Below are 16352 nucleotides of genomic sequence, written 5' to 3'. Positions count from 1 at the left end.
TGAGGTGAGTGGGGAGCAGCGATAGTCCTCGCAGCGCCGCTTGAAAACGTCTGAAAGCGCTTGAAATCAAGCAACGCAGCGTTTGAACCGCTTCAAAGGGAATTTTCCAAAAAGCTGTGCAAGCGGGCTCAGTACCCCGGCTCTACGCGGAACTCCTTGGCCCCGGCACCGTGACGAATCGAGACCGACTGAGCCTCCACGCTGCTCACCTGGGACCAGCGCGGACCAAGCTTGAGCTGGGAGAGGAGCTGCGCGATGGCTGTGCGCTCGCCCTGCGCCTCGACTTCAACCGAACCGTCGGCGCAATTGCGCACCCAGCCGGTGAGATTGAGCCGCCGCGCCGCATTGAAGGCGAAGTAGCGGTACCCGACGCCCTGCACGAGGCCGGTCACCCGAGCATGAATCCGAATCTCATTCGCAGTATCGTTCATTCGTGATGCCTCCGCCGCTATCTTGCCCCATCCCTTGTCATGATTTACCATAACGCGATTTGTGCACGCAATCCAATACGCTCCAATGCCAGTTATGGCAACGCGCCATAATCATGCGATATAGCGCCTTCGGCCAATTCCGCGCTCTTCGGCCGGCGCGCGGCTACGATGGGAACGGCGAAACGATATGGAGAGGCAATCATGACGTCGTATATGGAGCACAGGGATTTGGCGAACGAGACCATCGAGGCACCGCGCGCGCAGGAGATCGCCGATAATGTGCATCGGGTGCTCGACCGCGTGAGGGCGGCCGAGGAGTCGGCTGGCCGGGAATCCGGCTCGGTGCGGCTGCTTGCGGCGACGAAGACCCGCGATGTCGGGGAGATCATGGCGGCGATCGATGCTGGCATTCGCATAATTGGCGAGAATCGGCCGCAGGAGATTGCGGCGAAGGCTGACGGTTTGCGTCGGCTGTGCGCCGCGCGCGGGTTTGCGCTCGGGCGCGACGAGGGCGACGGGCGCAACGATGACGAAGGTATCGAAGGTATCGAAGGCAGCGGCGGCAACGGCGGCAACGCCGACTCGACCCACATTCCCTTCCACCTCATCGGCCAGCTGCAGACGAATAAAATCGGCAAGGTGCTTCCCGTGGTGGACACCATCGAATCCGTGGATTCGCTGGCGCTCGCCGAGCGCATCGCCCGCCGGGCGGTCGCGCGGGGCATCGAGGTCGGCGTGCTGCTTGAGGTGAACGAGTCGGGCGAGGAATCCAAATCGGGCTGCAATCCGAAGAACGCCATCGATATCGCCACGCGCATCGGCATCATGGGCGGCCTGCGGCTGGAGGGTCTGATGACCATCGGCGCGCATGTGGACGACGAATACGCGATCCGCAAGGGCTTCGAACGCCTGCGGCACACGCGCGAGCAGATTCTCGATTCCAAGGCGCCGGGCACCGAGCATTGCGCGGAGCTGTCGATGGGCATGACCGGCGACATGGAATACGCCATCGCGGAGGGCTCAACGATTGTGCGCGTAGGCACCGGCCTGTTCGGCGAACGCGAATTCATCTGAGTTCGAGTCGAATTTCGGGTTTCTGATTGCGTGCGTGCGGAGGAGTACCGCATGATTTTTGGACGGTTTCTTCCTGGCTGATCATCTATTAAGCAGATTGCCGGGTGAAACCGCCTGTATGCGGCTTCCCGAGGTGGTACCGGCTATCGAGGAATGGCTAGATTCCAAGGATTTCATGGAGGCTGAAATAGGCGTGTACTTTCGCAAGTGCTTAATAGACGAAAAAAGTGCTTAATAGATGGCCGACACCGCATTTGCGCGCATTCGGAGAGTGTCGAGGGCGGCGACGGGGGGGAGGGCAGCATCCGGTGCCGCCTTCCATGCGATTTCGTGCGATTCCACGCGCGCATCTGATGGAAATATGGCGTTGAGGCAATCTTCTCAGCACTTTTTTCGTCTATTAAGCACTTGGCAAAGTAGCCACCGAAATCAGCGCGCAGCGTTTTGGCGGAATGCCGCCATTCCTGATTTTCTGTGGACGCGCGTCAGCGCCCGGATACCGTCGGAAACGCATAAATCTGCTTAATTAAAAAATTCGCGAGGGGAAAATTCGCAAATTCGCAAGTCAGCAAATCCGTAAAACAGCAAATTCGCGAGCTTTTCGAGATGTTTCACACGGCGATAACTCCGCTGACGCATGCCGGCGGTAGGGTAGTCCTATGAGAATCGCACGCTTTTCACATAATGACGTTCCGCAGTATGCCTTTGTGCAGCAGGACGAGTCCGACGGCAGAGATTACCTGGTGGCGCTTGACGGCTTCCCCTTCGGCGCGCAGCCGGTCAAGCCGACCGGCGACCGCTACGAGCTGGACGGCGAGGGCATCCGTCTGCTCTCCCCGGTGATCCCCTCGAAGGTCTACGGCCTGGCCAAAAACTACGAGGCCCACGCCGAGTTCATGCACGAGCATGGGCATTCCGACATCGCCCATGCCCCTGAGGACATGGTGATTTTCATGAAGCCGAGCACGTCGGTGATTGGCCCGGACGACCCGATTGTGATTCCCGCGTATTCGCACGACATGAATTTCGAGCCGGAGGTCGCCGTGGTAATCGGCCGCATCGCCAAGAACGTGCCGGTGGAGCATGCCATGGAATATGTGCTCGGCTTCACCTGCGTCAACGATGTGACGCTGCGCGACCTGCAAGGCCCCGACCCGATGTGGACGCGCGCCAAGGGCTTCGACACCGCCTGCCCGCTCGGGCCGTGGATCGAAACCGAGCTGAACTGGAAGGACACGAAGATCTCCTTCTCGCTCAACGGCGAGGACGTATCGAAGGCCAGCGGCACCACGGCGGAGCTGATTCACGGCATCCCCGAGCAGATTGCCGCCATTTCCAGCTTCGCGACGCTGCTGCCGGGCGACGTCATCATGACCGGAACCCCTGACGCCTCAGGTCATCTTGACGCAGGCGATGAACCTGTGGTGCACATCGAAGGCATCGGCTCGCTGCGTAATGTGGTGGTGCGCGAGTAGTGCTGCACTGACATTTCAGTAACGAACATAGATGACGCAAGCCGTTGTGCAGGCCGTTTGCCGTTGAGTGCTGCCGGTCGGCGCAGCGGCTTTGTATTAAGACTGTGTTAATGCGATGTTGAGACGCTTTGTGGTTGGGCGCTGTCTGGTTAGGTGCTGCCTGAACAGACAGACCAGCGCGGCAAATCGCGCGCAGGTCGTGCGCGGGCGATGCGAATGGCGAAGGGGCCTTCGCAAAAGAGCCCAAAAAGGTCGTTGCGTAGTCGTCCACATAATGGACATCGTATAATTCGCCCGGCCAGTTCGTCCACATATTGAGACGATACAGAGAATTTTTGTCGCAAAAATCACCGCACAAGCACTCTGAAATACGACAAAATTTCGCGAATGTCAAGACTGTTGGTTTCTTGCGTTTTCCCTTACCTTGTTCCACAGAGGACGTGCCTTCACCGGTGCGTCATGTGAGAGAGGAATAGGGATGCCCCAGTCTCGTCGCCGCCGGTTGCGCGCTTCGTTCGCCGCGCTGGCCTTCGCGCTGATGCTCGTATGCTCCTCGATGCTCGTCGCTGGACTTTCGACCGACCGAGCCTACGCGCAGGATGTGGCGCAAAATACGGTTGCCACGTCGGTAGCCGGGAAAGACGATGCCTCGGCTGCGGCGGAAGTCAGCATGACAACTGCCGCCAATGAAACCGCTGCCGTCAGGCCGATTGCAGACAAAACCACTCCTGCCTCCGCCGCTTCTGCTCCCGCCGACCCCACCGATTACGCAAGCTGGAACGCAGTCGCCACCCAGATCAACGCGCAGCTCGATGCCGCGCTCAAGTCGTACGCCTCGGGCGACGCCAGCACCGCCAACTCCGACGTCAGCACCGCCTACAACGTCGGCTATGTTGCCAGCAATTTCGTTATGGTCGCGCGCGACACCTTGGGCGCTGACCGTCAGCAGACGCAAGCCGCGCAGTTCCAGTCAATTCAGCAGCTCACCTACGCTCCCGGCCACGAGGCGGACTTGCAGACCCAAATCGCCGCGTTGCAGGGCGAGCTCACCGGCAGCGCAAAAACCCTCGACGCGACGGCAAACCTTGCAAACCCGCGCGATTACGCCGCTGCGCGCACCAAAGTGACCCAGCAGCAGCGCAAGAAACTGCAATCCGAGAAGAAAGGCGTCTTCAACGGCAAGGGCAATCGGTCCTGGGCGCAGGTCGCCAAGGAGATGGGCACAGTGCTCGACAGCGCTGTGCAGCAGGCCCGCAGCGGCGACAAGCGGGCTGGCATCAACAAGGTCAATGAAGCCTACTACCAGTACTACGAAAAGCTCGGTTTCGAGAAGAATGTGATGAACGCGATCAGCGGCAGCCGTGTATCGCTGATTGAAAACCAGTTCGCGGAAATCCGCAAATCCATACTCGACGGCGATCCGATAAGCCATACCACCGGTCTGGTCAATCAGCTCAAATCCATGCTTGCCGAGGATGCGGCGAAGCTGGATGGCGGCAGCGCGAATCAGGGGAACGGCTTCACGCGCTTCGTCACCAGCGCGTTCGGCCAGGCCTTCGTCATCCTGATTCGAGAAGGGCTTGAAGCCCTGCTGGTCGTGACCGCGATCATCGCGTATCTCGTCAAATCCGGCAACCGCCGCCTGGTGGTCTGGATCTACGTCGGCGTGGTCGCTGGTCTGATTGGCTCGGGAATCGTGGCGCTGCTCTTCGGGCTGCTGTTCAGCGGCAGCGGGCCGCAGCAGGAGATTATGGAGGGCGTCGTCGCACTTATCGCGATGGTCATGCTGCTCTACACGAGCAACTGGATGCTCTCGAAATCCAGCGTCGAGGCGTGGAACAGCTACATAACGGCCAAGGCGCACGCCGCAGTCGACAGCGTGACCTCGCAGCAGCGCATGACATTCGGCGGCGTGATTTCGCTCGCGATGCTCAGCTTCCTCGCGGTGTTCCGCGAAGGCGCAGAAACCGTGATGTTCTACCAGAGCATCTACTCGATGAGCCGCGATTCGGCGGGCATGTGGGCCGGCGGGCTGTCGGCGGCCGTGGTGCTCGTGGTGATTTTCCTGCTGCTGCGCTTCACTTCGGTCAAGATTCCGCTGCGGCCGTTCTTCATGGTCACTTCGATTCTGATGGCGCTGCTGGTGATTACGTTCGCGGGCGGCGGCGTGCATTCGCTTATCGAGAGCACGCTGATCAGCGGACGCTATATTCCCGGCGTGCCCACCAACGACTGGATTGGGCTGTATCCCTACTGGGAGACGATTATCGCCCAGATTCTTGCGGCGATTGCGGTCGTTGCGTCGTTCGCGACCTATGCGCTCAAGGAACGTCGCAAACGCGCGGTGGCTTCGAACGAGCTGCCGAAGCAATCATCGCAACCAGAGCAATCGTCGCAGTCGGAGCAGCTAAAGCAATCAGAACAATCGTCGCCGCAATAAGTCAAGTCCCGCTGTTTTCTAGCAACACAGTTCTTTCTAGCAACACAGTTTCCCGCCAACACAATTTTCCGCCAACACAATTTTTCCATCACTACCAATGTTGCGATTCACCACGAATCCACACGACAAGAAAGAGAAGAAGATAATGAAAAACAAGACCCTCTCCGGCCTTCTGGGACTGGTCGTCGCCGGCGCGCTGGCCTTCTCCCTATCCGCATGCGGCAACGCGAACAATGCGTCCGATGGCGGAGCCGCGAAATCCTCGAGTTCGAAGTCCGCCGCGTCGGACAGCAGCTCGCAGGCGGCCCCCAAGTTCGAGGAGATCAAGATTGGCGATGACCAGCAGAAGTTCCCGCTGAACATCGGCGCGGTCTACTTCCAGCCGGTCGACATGTACCCTGCGGGTATGGGCCTGTCGGCGGCGGACTCGAATCTGCATCTCGAAGCCGACATTCACGCGCTGAAGAACAACGAGCTGGGCTATGGCACCGGCGAGTTCATCCCCAAGCTCACCGTGAAGTACAAGATCGAGGACAAGAACGACGCGAGCAACACGCAAGAGGGCACGTTCATGGAGATGAACGCCGACGACGGCCCGCATTACGGCGCGAATCTCAAGCTCGACAAGGCCGGCCAATACAAGCTGACCTTCACGATCTTCAGCCCGCAGACCAACGGCTGGACGCTGCACGTCGACCCCGACACCGGCGTGAAGGGCCGCTTCTGGACCGAACCGATTACGGCTACATACGACTGGGATTACACCGTTCACCAGTGGTGAGCCTCGCAAAGTGAGCGAATCGAATCGCGGCCGTTCGGCTGGGCGAAAACCGGGTGACGGTCCTCGTCCAGCCTTTCGGCGTATTCACCCCGTGCACTTTCGTACAACACCATGCAACACGCCGCCGCCACACACCTATTCACACCACACACCACACATCATAAACTACTCACCACGAACTCAAGGGAAAGGCTGACGGATGCTTGAGCAATATGTGCAGGCGCTTCCGGGGATGCTTGCCCCCGCGCTGCTGACGATGACGATGAGCGTGCTGCTCGGCGTCGGCGAAGGCCGCGATATGCCAATCAGCCGGCATTGGCGGCTTTTTGGACTGCTTGCGGGGCTGGCGGCAGCCGTGGCGTTCACGGTATTGCGCACGCTGGTCATCATCACGCGGCGCTCGGATGTGAATCTCGTGGTGCTCATCGCCTGCGTTATCTGCGATGCATTGCTGATTGCGGTTGCGCTGCGCTCGAAGCGGCTGACATCGAATTGGCACCAGCATCCGAAACGCTTGCACGCGGCGAACTTCATCGCGGCGCTCGGCATCGCATGCACGACGTTTTTCGCGCTGCAGGATGTGCTTATGCAGCTCACGAGTTTCGTGGAGACCGGGGATGCCCCAGTCTCGTCGGCCATGCTGCTGCGCGCGCTTGGCTTCGCGCTCGGCATCGCCACCGCCGTCGTGGCTGCGGCCATATTCCGCACGCTGCGTACCACGGCGACGCGCGGCACGTTCCTGCTCGCCGCATCGCTTATGCTGGTGGTGCTGCTGGTACGCCACCTCACGCAACTGCTTTCGCTGCTGATGTCGCTTATGCTGGTGGTGCTGCACGGCTCGGCCTTCCGCGTGCTGATTCTGGCCGCGAATCATGATATGGCGCTGGTGATCACGCAATGCCTCGTCTTCGCGATTCCTGCGGCTGCCTCGATTGCGGCCGGCTTCCGACTCCCGCTCGCCGGCCCGAACGAGGCTGTCGAGCGCACGCACAAGGCCCTGCGCCGTCGCGCCAAAGCCGCAGGTGTTTGGAGCCTGGTCGCCATGATTGGCATTACGGTCGCGCTGACTGCCGGTGTCGCCGAAGTCAACAAAGTGCCTACGCTTTCGCCGCCGGAGTCCTACTCGCTCAAGGGCGACATCGCGACAATCCGCTTCGATCAGATTTCGGACGGCCATCTTCATCGCTTCCAATACAAGGCCAAGGACGGCACGGTGATGCGCTTCATCATCATCAAGAAAAATGGCGGGGCCTACGGCGTCGGCCTTGATGCGTGCGAGAACTGCGGCGATGCGGGCTACTACGAGCAGAACGGCACAATCATCTGCAAACGCTGTGATGTGGCAATCAACGTTGCCACCATCGGTTTCAAAGGCGGCTGCAATCCCATTCCGTTCCCTTATCAGGCAGGGCACGGCGCGATTACGATTCACACGGCGGATCTCGACGCCCTGTCCATGCACTTCCAGCATTGAAAGGAGTGATTAGCTATGTTTTTCCTGCGAATGATTCTGCGCTCCTTCAGCCGGCAATTGCGGCGGCGTCTGCTTATCGCGGTGACGGTGTGCCTGTCGGCGACCATCGCGGTGGCGATGCTCGGCGTCGTTTTTGATGTCGGCGACAAGCTCAACGCGGAGCTGTCGTCCTACGGCTCGAATATCACCGTCCAGCCCAAATCCGACGCGGTCGTCTCCGACCTGTACAACACCGAGGGCGCGCAGCCCGATCCGACGTCGTTCCTGAAGGAATCGGACGTGCCGAAGATTAAAACGACCTTCTGGGCCTTCAATATCACCGATTTCGCGCCGCAGCTCAATATTCATGCCGAGGCTATGGGGGGCGGTATGGGGGCTGGCGGTGCTCATTCCGATGCTGGTGCTCACTCTGGTTCGGCCGGTGGCTCTGGGGGCGGCGCTGGTACTACTGCCGGCACGGTTTCGGTGCCGATCGTCGGCACCTGGTTCAACAAGACGCTGCACCTGCCCACCGGCGAATCGACCGTCGCGGGCGTGCAAGGCCTGCGCTCCTGGTGGAAGGTCGAAGGCAGCTGGCCCAAGGACGACAAGGCGCAGGCCATGATTGGCAAGGACTTGGCCGCACGGCTGCACCTGGGCGTCGGCGACGAATTGATGCTGCACAAGACGACCGCCACCGGCGCGCACACCATGCAAACGCTTGCCATCACAGGAGTCTATGACTCGGGCGACACCGATAACGGCTCGGTGTACATGCCGTCCGCGCTGGCGCAGAAGCTGGCTGATTTGCCGGATTCGATCGACCGCATCGAAGTCAAGGCACTGACCACGCCGGAGAACGATCTGGCGCGCAAGGCGGCGAAGAACCCGGCCGCGCTCAGCCAGGAGGAATGGGAGACATGGTATTGCACCGCGTATCCCTCGTCCATCGCCTATCAGATCGAGGAGGTGCTGCCCGGCGCGGTCGCCAAGCAGGTGCGGCAGGTTTCGGCGCTGCAGGGTGACGTGATGCTCAAAACGCAGGCGGTGATGATGCTCATGACCGTGCTGAGTCTGATTGCGGCCGCCGTCGCCGTGGCAAACCTCATGGCCGCATCGATAGGCGAACGCAGCGCCGAGCTTGCGCTGCTCAAAGCCGTCGGGGCCACCGATGGCGCGGTTTCGCGGCTGATGCTCGCCGAAACAGCCGCGATTTCGATGGTCGGTGCGCTCGCCGGGGCTGGTCTGGGGTCGGCGCTGGCGCAGCTGGTCGGCCATGTGGTCTTCGGCTCCGGCATCACCATGCGGCCTATGGTCTTCGTACTGGTGTTCGTGCTGCTGGCCGTTACGATTCTCATTGCTTCGTTCTCGTCGATTCGCTCGATTCTGAACCTGCGTCCCGCGGAGGTGCTTCATGGCCGCTGATCGTCAAACGCACAATATTGACAATGCTCATGATTCGTCGACTGGGCAGATTTCGGGCACGGCGCGGCAGAAGCGGCGTTCGGCGCGCAGCCAGCGCCGCCATGCGATGACGAATCGTCGCATGTTCTTCGTGATGCTGTTCAGCGCCGTCTTCCGTAGGCGCTCGCGGGCCATAATGGCCGTCATCGCTTCGATTGTGGGCGCTGCGACGCTGTTCTGCCTGGCGGCGGTCTGCGTCGCCGTGCCGCAGCAGATGACCGAGGACATGCGCTCCTACGGCGCGAATCTCATCGTGACGCCTGCTGCTGTGGCTGCCCAATCCCACCAGTCCGGCAGCACAGGCATCAGCGCTGCGGCGGCCGGCAAGGTCAGCGCGAAAGTGACGGCTGCCGCCCCCGCGCGCTCGGCCTCGTACCGCTACGAAAACGTGCGCATCAACGCCGCGCCGTACGTCATGGCCGGCATCGACCCCATTGCGACGAAGGCGCTCAACCGGCATTGGGATGTGGAGGGCCAGTGGCCTTCCACAGGCAGTGTGATGCTCGGTCACGACGCGGCCAACGCGCTCGGCCTCGGCGTCGGCTCATATGTCACGATTGGCTACCGCGCTGCGGATAACGGGGCGAATGGCGTGTCTGGCGGCGCTTCCTCCGGCGACTCCTCGAACGGTCCGAGCAGCACGTCTGGCGGCAGCGGAAATGCTGCTGCTGACGGCAATGCGGATAGTGGCTCCAATACAGGCGATATGTCTGGAATGTCGGGCATGTCTGGAATGTCTGGCATGGACCACAGCGCCCATAATCACGGCGGCAGTACGGGTTCCGGCAGTTCCACTGGCAGTTCTGCCGGCGGAACTGCCAGTGGCAGCAGTTCGAGCAGCAATTCCTCCGGCAGTTCTGCCGGCGGCACCAGCAGCGGCAGCGGTTCCATCAATAATGGTACCGATGGCCGCGCTTCCACGGACATTCTGGACACCAAAGGCACGCAGTTCCGCGTCTCCGGCATCGTATCGACCGGCGGCAGCGAGGACGAGATCGTCTATGCCAAGGCCTCCGATCTGGCCGCGCTGACCGGCGTCACGCGCGGCGCGGATGTCATCGAATACTCCTCGGATGCGTCGGGCAACGGCCTTACCAGCCTTGTCGCAAGCATCAACCGCGACACGGCTCTGGGCGCCAAGGCGCAGCAGGTCACCAAAATCACCTCGTCGAACCAGCGCATCATCACCATGCTGCAGACCCTGTTCTGGATTGTCTCGGTTGTGGTGCTCGTGCTGACTTTGGTCGGCGTCGGCACGACGATTTCCTCGATTGTGTCCCAGCGGCGCAACGAAATCGGCCTGCGCAAAGCCCTCGGCGCCCCTTCGCGCGGCGTCGGCTTGGAATTTCACGCCGAATCGGCTTTGTATGGCTTGCTTGGCGGGCTTATCGGCACTGGAATTGGCTACGGATTCGCGCGAGTGCTCGGCCTGACGGTATTCCACCGCGTCATTGAATTCGACTGGGCGCTCGGCGCAGCCTCGATAGCGCTAAGTGTGCTGGTGGCTGTCGCCGCCTCCATCCCGCCGGTGCGGCGGGCCACGCGAATCGACCCGGCAGTAGTGCTGCGGGAGGAATGAGGGAAGTAGCCATGACTATGAATAACGCATCGACCGCCGCAACCATGAACGCCGCGAAGGCAGACACAGCCACGAACACCACAGTCACGAACGCCGCAACCATGAACACTGCGAAAGGAAGCGATATGCTGCTTGAACTTGACCATATCTCCAAGATCTACGGCGATCTGCACGCCGTGGACGACCTGAGTCTGACCGTGCCCGAGGGTGAGTGGCTTGCCATCGTCGGCTCGTCGGGGTCGGGCAAGACCACGCTTATGAACATCATCGGTTGCATGGATGCGCCGTCGCGCGGCTCGGTCGCGCTCGAAGGCCGACGGCTCGAAGACCTCAACGCCACGCAGCTGGCCGATGTGCGCAAGAACGTCATCGGGCTGGTGTTCCAGAAGTTCTATCTGGTGCCGCATCTCACCGCCGTCGAAAACGTGATGATGGCGCAGTACTACCACTCCGTTGTGGATGAGCAGCAGGCTTTGGAAGCCCTCGACCACGTCGGGCTCAAGGACCGCGCGCATCATTTGCCCGGCGAGCTGTCGGGCGGCGAGCAGCAGCGTGTGTGCATCGCGCGGGCGCTTATCAACCATCCCAAGCTGATTCTGGCCGACGAGCCGACCGGTAACCTCGATGAGACCAACGAGCGCATCGTGCTCGATCTCTTCCGCGAGCTGCACGGCCAGGGCACGACGATCATCGTCGTCACGCATGACGCCCTGGTGGCTTCCTGCGCTGAGCGCGAGATCATGCTCAACCACGGCGTGCTGGTCGGCGAGCGGTGGAACGACGAACAGGCGAAATCGGCCTACGAGCAGTCGGGCGGCCGCCCGGCCTTCACCGGCTCCAGCGCGCAGGATGCGCAGCGCGAGGGCGCAGCAGTCGATTTCACTGATCCGACCAAAAAGGCCAAAACCGCCGGGCTGTCGGAATAAGAGGTACTCGTGCTGTGGGGAACATACCGTTCCGCAGCGCATACAGGTGTAACTACGTTATGTGAGGCGTTAATTCACCCTTGCGGAGGTCTATCTTCGTTATGTGAGGCGCTATTTTGCGGAAGGCCGAGTATCAGACGACTTAAACCGCCATTTTCAGCCATCAATACTTGAGGTACCAAAGAATTAGCGCCTCACGTAACGTAGATAGACCTCCGCAGCACGCCATTAACGCCTCACATAAGCGAGATAGCCTTGCGACTTCCCATCACGGCGAGGGTGCTATAGCATGAACGCGATAAAGACATATATATAAGGAGTGGAACATGGCGAACGAAAAGGAATCGCAGCGGCGGGGTCCGACGATCACGGCTCACAAGTCGGGCAGCGCAGGCGTCAAGTCAGCCACGGTTGCCGCTGTCGGGCTGATCGCGGCCACGACGCTGCTCGCTGGGTGCGGCAGCAAGGACGCCATACCAGCCGACGGCGCATATCAGGGCAACTCAGGCGAATCGATGGCCGCACCAAGCTCCTCGGCTTCGGCAAACGGCGCAGGCGGCGCGGGCAATGACGCCAAGGCGCAGGACACCGGCAAATACCGCGACGGAACATACAACGTCGATAATCAGCCTGACCCCTCAGGCAAGGACGCCATCGATGTGACGGTCAAGGTCGCCCAGGGCGATATCACTGGCGTCACCGTCGTCGGCCACACCTCGAACGACATTTCCAAAAAGCATCAGGCCGCGTTCATCGAAGCCATCCCGGGCGTGGTGGTCGGCAAACCGCTCAAAGGCCTCAAAGTCGACAAGGTCGCCGGCGCAAGCTGGACCACCCAAGCCTTCAACGACGCTCTCGACAACGCCCGCACCCAAGCTTCGGTGCAATAAGGCCCCTTTCGTGACGCTGGCCACCGGTAAGCGTCACGAAAAGGGCATTACTCAGGGGACACTGCCCCTTTCGTGACGGATATCACGAATTAGCGTCACAAAAGGGGCAGCAGCAGCGAGTGAGTTTGACTGTGACTTCTAGGTCGCCCGGGTTCTCAGACGAGCGCGAGTTCAGGCTTGGTAGCGGCAGGCTGCGCGTCCGCCACGACCGACGCGTCGGTGAACTGGCGCATCGTCTCGGCCAGATGCATCTGCTTGGTCACGAACTCGTGGACGTGGCAGATGTAGTCGTTCTCGCGGCCGAGCCTGGCGATGTAGCCGTTGATGTAGTCGATCTCGGTGTTGCGGCCCTTCGAGAAGTCCTGATACATGGACGGGTAGTGCAGCGGATTCGCAACGCGGCTGACATAGTCGATCGATTCGACCTCTTCCTGCCGGGTCGAGATAAGCTGGATGCCGGCGCGCTCGCAGGCGTCGTAGGCTTCGTCCAGCATCATCCGCGATAGTTCGGGGATACCCTCATAGACGGCGAACTGGCCCATCTGCACGCGGAACATCGTGCACAACGTGTTGACCACCGCGTTGAAGACCACCTTGGCCATAAGCGTGCCCATGAAGTTGTCGGTGAGCACCGGGTTCAGATTGGCGGCGCGGAAGTCGGCCTCCATCTTCCGGGTGATGTCGTCGGCCTGCTCGGTGCGATTGCACATGTGCATCTCGCCGGCGCCGGACTTGCCGATGAAATCGACGTCGCCGGGGCCGTTGAGCACGGTAGCGATCATAGCGGTGCCGCCCACGATGTGCTGGTCGGGGAAGTACTGCTGCAGCTTCTCGATGTGCCCCATGCCGTTCATGGCGCTGAAGACATACTGGTCCGGGCGGAACAGATGGGCGCATCGCTTGAGCATGTCGGTCAGCTGCATCTGCTTCATGAATACGATCCACACATCGGGTTCGCCGTGATATTCCTCGGGCGTATATATATTGACAGGGACGAGGTGGCGGTTCTCGTGATCGCGGGAGACATAGACGCCGCCCTGCTCGCGCACCGCGTCGATGTTGGGCTGCCAGGCATCGATGAAGTCGACGTCAAGCCCGGCCACCTCCTGCAGCAGTACTCCGTAGCGGTATCCCATAGCTCCTGCGCCAATGACTGTGTATTTCATAAGATGCTCCATTCTGATGTCTGATGGCTAAGCGGGCGCGGAGCTCCTGCGTCGACGCGCTCGCAGTAATGAGGGAATAATGATTGTCTCAGCGATCAGCCGGAATGCGGCTGAGCCCCGTTCGCTGAATTGCCGTGGAGAATTTCCCCTTGGGTCCCGACCCGGTGAGGGTCGCAGGACGGCGGCGATGGCCTTATGAGCACGCGCCTCACGCTAGCACCGTGACCAGACGCTGAAGCTGAAAACATCCCATTCGTGCAGACCCGTCCAAACGCGGGCGCAGACAGCCCCCGCCCCAAAGTGACGAAGAGTTTATGCGAATAAGCGATGTCGAAAACATAAGCTTACTGGACTCTAGTCTAGATTATGTGCCACAAGCAGCCGCGTATTTCGGCTGTGCAGTCGCAGGGCTGCTCGGCGCAATCCGTGAAGCAATTCACGCAGGCAATCCGCAAAAGCAATCCAATAACGCAATTGATTGGATTTCCGACACTTTCTGTCGGGCATTCGTATGAATGGGTCTGCTGAAAATTTGCTGCAGGAGTAGACGCTGGTGTTTTCAGACGTTGCAATGTAATCGTCCAGAAAATGCTGAATGACTGGCAGTGAGCTCCTGTATCGTTGCACCAACAGCGCAACTATTTCGTTTTTCGGTCGCATACGTTGTGAAAGTGCCGGTTTGTAACCTCTGGTGCCTCGCAGAGACCTATTGGCGATAAGGCTTTTCGCGTATATCTGATCGGATGACTCAGAATCCGCATCCCGGACAGCTTTCCGGCGTACAGCAGCAGCATGTGGCGATTGCCCGCGTACTGGCGCTGGAACCCAGCTCATGCCGTTCGACGAGCCGGCGTCCGCCCTTGACCCTGAGCTGGCACATGGTGCAGGCGTATCGTGCGTCGGCAGTTTGGAGGCGAGTTCCGTTTGTTTTTTGGTCGTCTCGGAAGTGAAAGATTTCTTGTTGGTGCGTGGGATGGCTCATGGTTATGGCTCAAGCAGGAGCGTCAGGAGATCTTTCAACTGAGCTCGCTGCTCGGCGGTGAGTTGGCGACCGAACGCCGCATCGCCGGAGACGGCTGCCGCTAATTTCGTGCGCAAGGCTGCGCCGGCATCTGTGGCGGCGATGAGTTTGACCCGGCGATCGCTCCCTGTTGTGCGCGTGGCGAGGCCATATTCGGTAAGTTGATCAGCCAGCGACGTGACGTACGAGGGGTCGCAGCCAAGCTGCTCGGCGATGTGGCGCATCGAGCGTGGCTCGTCAAGCAGCAGGAGCGCGCGGCACAGCGCGATGGGGATGCCGAAGCCGTGCGCCGATTTGGCGAATCCCTGCCGAGCGTTCGTTGCCGCCTGTACGACGAGCCGAGCTAGCTCGCGCGATTCTTGAGGTGTTGGAGTGTCTCCCGTGCGTTGCGCAATTGCCATGCTTCGATATTACGCGAAGCATAAATAGTTGACTAGTCAAGTTTTGACTTATATAATATTTGAGTATATTGAATTTGGCATTGCAGAATCGGGTATTGGCGAATTCAGCACTGTTGAATTAGGCACTGCTGAAATAAGCAACATTGAATTGAACTCTGTTGAATCAAGCACTGTTGAATTAGGCACTGTTGGATCAAGCACTGTTGTATGAGATACCGCTGAATGTGAACATGCATCAGGCGACGGAAGGAAGCTACCATGACAGCAAGCATTACGCCCACAAATTCCCCGAAACCGAAGCGCTCATTCGGTCTGTTTCGGCTCCTTGCCGCAGCGGTTATTGCGGCCATCGCCAACCTCGTCGTGTTCTTCCTCGCAGGCGCAACCGGCACCACCATTACGACCTTCGGGAAGCCCATGGGTGCCTACGAGCCAATTGTCGCATCCCTTGTCCCGATTGTGCTTGCCGGGCTGATCGTCTGGCTTGTGCTGCCTTACTGGCGTTGGGTCGGCACGATAGCGCCGGTGGTTGGAGGCATCGTGGCAGCGCTTACGGCGATTGCGCCGCTGACCATCGTAGGCGGCGCATCTGGCCTGTGGCTTGCGCCGATGCACATCATCGCCGGAGCAGCATGGTATTTAGGTACGCGCCCGCAGCGCCTCAAGTAGGGCCTGGCATTTGCGGACGCGGTTCTGGTTAACCTGCGCGGCGTACCTTTCCGTCTCCTCCCAGTATGCTCCGCATGCATCACACTGATAGAAGGTCGCATGCTCCGGCGCGCAGCTAAACAATTCCCGCGGATGCGAGCCGGACAGCCACTGCTGCCTGCAGATCTTGCATCCTTGGTCATCGAATTCTGTCATGACAGCATCCTAACGATTGTCTTCTCGCCATGAAGCCGAGATGGACCTCGCAATGGTGAAGCGTCACTGGATGGTGAGGTTGAAAGCCTTGTCGATGCGCTGATTAACAGAGTCTAGGTGCTGATTGACAACGTCGAAGCGGCGATTGACGGAATCGAAACGCTGGTTGACGACATCGAAATGGCGATTGACAGAGTCGAAACGCTGGTTGACGACATCGAAACGGTGATTGATGGCGATGAGCTCATTGCTGAGTTTCGCATTCGTGGCCTGAATCTCGCTGCTGAGTTTAGCGTCTAGGGCTCGAATGTCACTGCTGTTTTCATCGATGCGTTTGCCGAGGTTAGTTTCGACGCTGTCGATACGCTTATTGAGACTGTCTTCGAC

15 protein-coding genes are annotated in these 16352 nt (G+C 60.0%); 11 read left to right on the top strand and 4 right to left on the bottom strand.

Annotated features, from left to right (window positions below; all coding sequences use genetic code 11):
* Nucleotides 1-128 precede the first annotated feature (128 nt).
* Nucleotides 129-431, bottom strand: a complete 303-nt coding sequence (locus LKK40_RS07130) for an acylphosphatase (RefSeq protein ID WP_304310055.1) — start codon at nt 429-431, stop codon at nt 129-131.
* 201 nt (nt 432-632) lie between these two features.
* On the opposite strand from LKK40_RS07130, the gene LKK40_RS07125 reads away from it, so the two are divergent.
* From LKK40_RS07125 to LKK40_RS07085, 9 genes are all read left to right on the top strand, one after another.
* On the top strand, nt 633-1505 hold the full coding sequence (locus LKK40_RS07125; RefSeq protein ID WP_304310054.1) for a YggS family pyridoxal phosphate-dependent enzyme: 873 nt from the start codon (nt 633-635) through the stop codon (nt 1503-1505).
* Nucleotides 1506-2164: 659 nt separating this feature from the next.
* Entirely contained in the window at nt 2165-2980 is an 816-nt protein-coding gene (locus LKK40_RS07120) for a fumarylacetoacetate hydrolase family protein (RefSeq protein ID WP_304310053.1), read from the top strand.
* 478 nt (nt 2981-3458) lie between these two features.
* Nucleotides 3459-5420 (top strand): FTR1 family iron permease, encoded by a 1962-nt coding sequence (locus LKK40_RS07115; protein WP_304310052.1) that lies wholly within the window; start codon nt 3459-3461, stop codon nt 5418-5420.
* A 142-nt stretch (nt 5421-5562) separates the two neighbouring features.
* A complete protein-coding gene (locus tag LKK40_RS07110; protein ID WP_273229040.1) occupies nt 5563-6201 on the top strand; it encodes an iron transporter in 639 nt (212 codons plus the stop codon).
* Between the two features lie 199 nt (nt 6202-6400).
* A complete protein-coding gene (locus LKK40_RS07105) occupies nt 6401-7675 on the top strand; it encodes a DUF2318 domain-containing protein (RefSeq protein WP_304310051.1) in 1275 nt (424 codons plus the stop codon).
* 15 nt (nt 7676-7690) lie between these two features.
* Nucleotides 7691-9079, top strand: coding sequence for an ABC transporter permease (locus LKK40_RS07100; RefSeq protein ID WP_304310050.1), 1389 nt, complete (start codon nt 7691-7693; stop codon nt 9077-9079).
* A 106-nt stretch (nt 9080-9185) separates the two neighbouring features.
* On the top strand, nt 9186-10697 hold the full coding sequence (locus LKK40_RS07095) for an ABC transporter permease (RefSeq protein WP_304310119.1): 1512 nt from the start codon (nt 9186-9188) through the stop codon (nt 10695-10697).
* A gap of 125 nt (nt 10698-10822) precedes the next feature.
* Complete coding sequence (locus tag LKK40_RS07090) at nt 10823-11623, top strand: ABC transporter ATP-binding protein (protein ID WP_304310118.1); 801 nt, start codon at nt 10823-10825, stop codon at nt 11621-11623.
* 326 nt (nt 11624-11949) lie between these two features.
* Entirely contained in the window at nt 11950-12513 is a 564-nt protein-coding gene (locus tag LKK40_RS07085; RefSeq protein ID WP_304310049.1) for an FMN-binding protein, read from the top strand.
* 155 nt (nt 12514-12668) lie between these two features.
* Here the strand turns inward: LKK40_RS07085 and LKK40_RS07080 are convergent, their stop codons facing one another.
* A complete protein-coding gene (locus LKK40_RS07080; protein ID WP_273296377.1) occupies nt 12669-13679 on the bottom strand; it encodes a ketopantoate reductase family protein in 1011 nt (336 codons plus the stop codon).
* Between the two features lie 984 nt (nt 13680-14663).
* On the bottom strand, nt 14664-15101 hold the full coding sequence (locus tag LKK40_RS07075; protein WP_273296378.1) for a MarR family winged helix-turn-helix transcriptional regulator: 438 nt from the start codon (nt 15099-15101) through the stop codon (nt 14664-14666).
* 28 nt (nt 15102-15129) lie between these two features.
* On the opposite strand from LKK40_RS07075, the gene LKK40_RS07070 reads away from it, so the two are divergent.
* Nucleotides 15130-15312 (top strand): hypothetical protein, encoded by a 183-nt coding sequence (locus LKK40_RS07070; RefSeq protein ID WP_273296380.1) that lies wholly within the window; start codon nt 15130-15132, stop codon nt 15310-15312.
* A 47-nt stretch (nt 15313-15359) separates the two neighbouring features.
* A complete protein-coding gene (locus LKK40_RS07065; protein WP_273296382.1) occupies nt 15360-15770 on the top strand; it encodes a DUF6069 family protein in 411 nt (136 codons plus the stop codon).
* Nucleotides 15771-16028: 258 nt separating this feature from the next.
* On the opposite strand, the gene LKK40_RS07060 is transcribed toward LKK40_RS07065, so the two are convergent.
* Nucleotides 16029-16352: hypothetical protein (locus LKK40_RS07060; protein WP_304310048.1), on the bottom strand; the 324-nt coding region annotated here is incomplete at its 5' end.

This window comes from Bifidobacterium tibiigranuli, from assembly GCF_022655035.1.
Lineage (GTDB): Bacteria > Actinomycetota > Actinomycetes > Actinomycetales > Bifidobacteriaceae > Bifidobacterium > Bifidobacterium tibiigranuli_A.
This window is presented reverse-complemented; position numbering and strand designations above follow the sequence as displayed.

What these genes read in the sequence shown, in the direction of transcription:
- LKK40_RS07130 (WP_304310055.1), bottom strand. Translation starts at nt 431, where the DNA reads ATGAACGATACTGCGAATGAGATTCGGATTCATGCTCGGGTGACCGGC.
- LKK40_RS07125 (WP_304310054.1), top strand. Translation starts at nt 633, where the DNA reads ATGACGTCGTATATGGAGCACAGGGATTTGGCGAACGAGACCATCGAG.
- LKK40_RS07120 (WP_304310053.1), top strand. Translation starts at nt 2,165, where the DNA reads ATGAGAATCGCACGCTTTTCACATAATGACGTTCCGCAGTATGCCTTT.
- LKK40_RS07115 (WP_304310052.1), top strand. Translation starts at nt 3,459, where the DNA reads ATGCCCCAGTCTCGTCGCCGCCGGTTGCGCGCTTCGTTCGCCGCGCTG.
- LKK40_RS07105 (WP_304310051.1), top strand. Translation starts at nt 6,401, where the DNA reads ATGCTTGAGCAATATGTGCAGGCGCTTCCGGGGATGCTTGCCCCCGCG.
- LKK40_RS07100 (WP_304310050.1), top strand. Translation starts at nt 7,691, where the DNA reads ATGTTTTTCCTGCGAATGATTCTGCGCTCCTTCAGCCGGCAATTGCGG.
- LKK40_RS07095 (WP_304310119.1), top strand. Translation starts at nt 9,186, where the DNA reads ATGACGAATCGTCGCATGTTCTTCGTGATGCTGTTCAGCGCCGTCTTC.
- LKK40_RS07090 (WP_304310118.1), top strand. Translation starts at nt 10,823, where the DNA reads ATGCTGCTTGAACTTGACCATATCTCCAAGATCTACGGCGATCTGCAC.
- LKK40_RS07085 (WP_304310049.1), top strand. Translation starts at nt 11,950, where the DNA reads ATGGCGAACGAAAAGGAATCGCAGCGGCGGGGTCCGACGATCACGGCT.
- LKK40_RS07080 (WP_273296377.1), bottom strand. Translation starts at nt 13,679, where the DNA reads ATGAAATACACAGTCATTGGCGCAGGAGCTATGGGATACCGCTACGGA.
- LKK40_RS07075 (WP_273296378.1), bottom strand. Translation starts at nt 15,101, where the DNA reads ATGGCAATTGCGCAACGCACGGGAGACACTCCAACACCTCAAGAATCG.
- LKK40_RS07065 (WP_273296382.1), top strand. Translation starts at nt 15,360, where the DNA reads ATGACAGCAAGCATTACGCCCACAAATTCCCCGAAACCGAAGCGCTCA.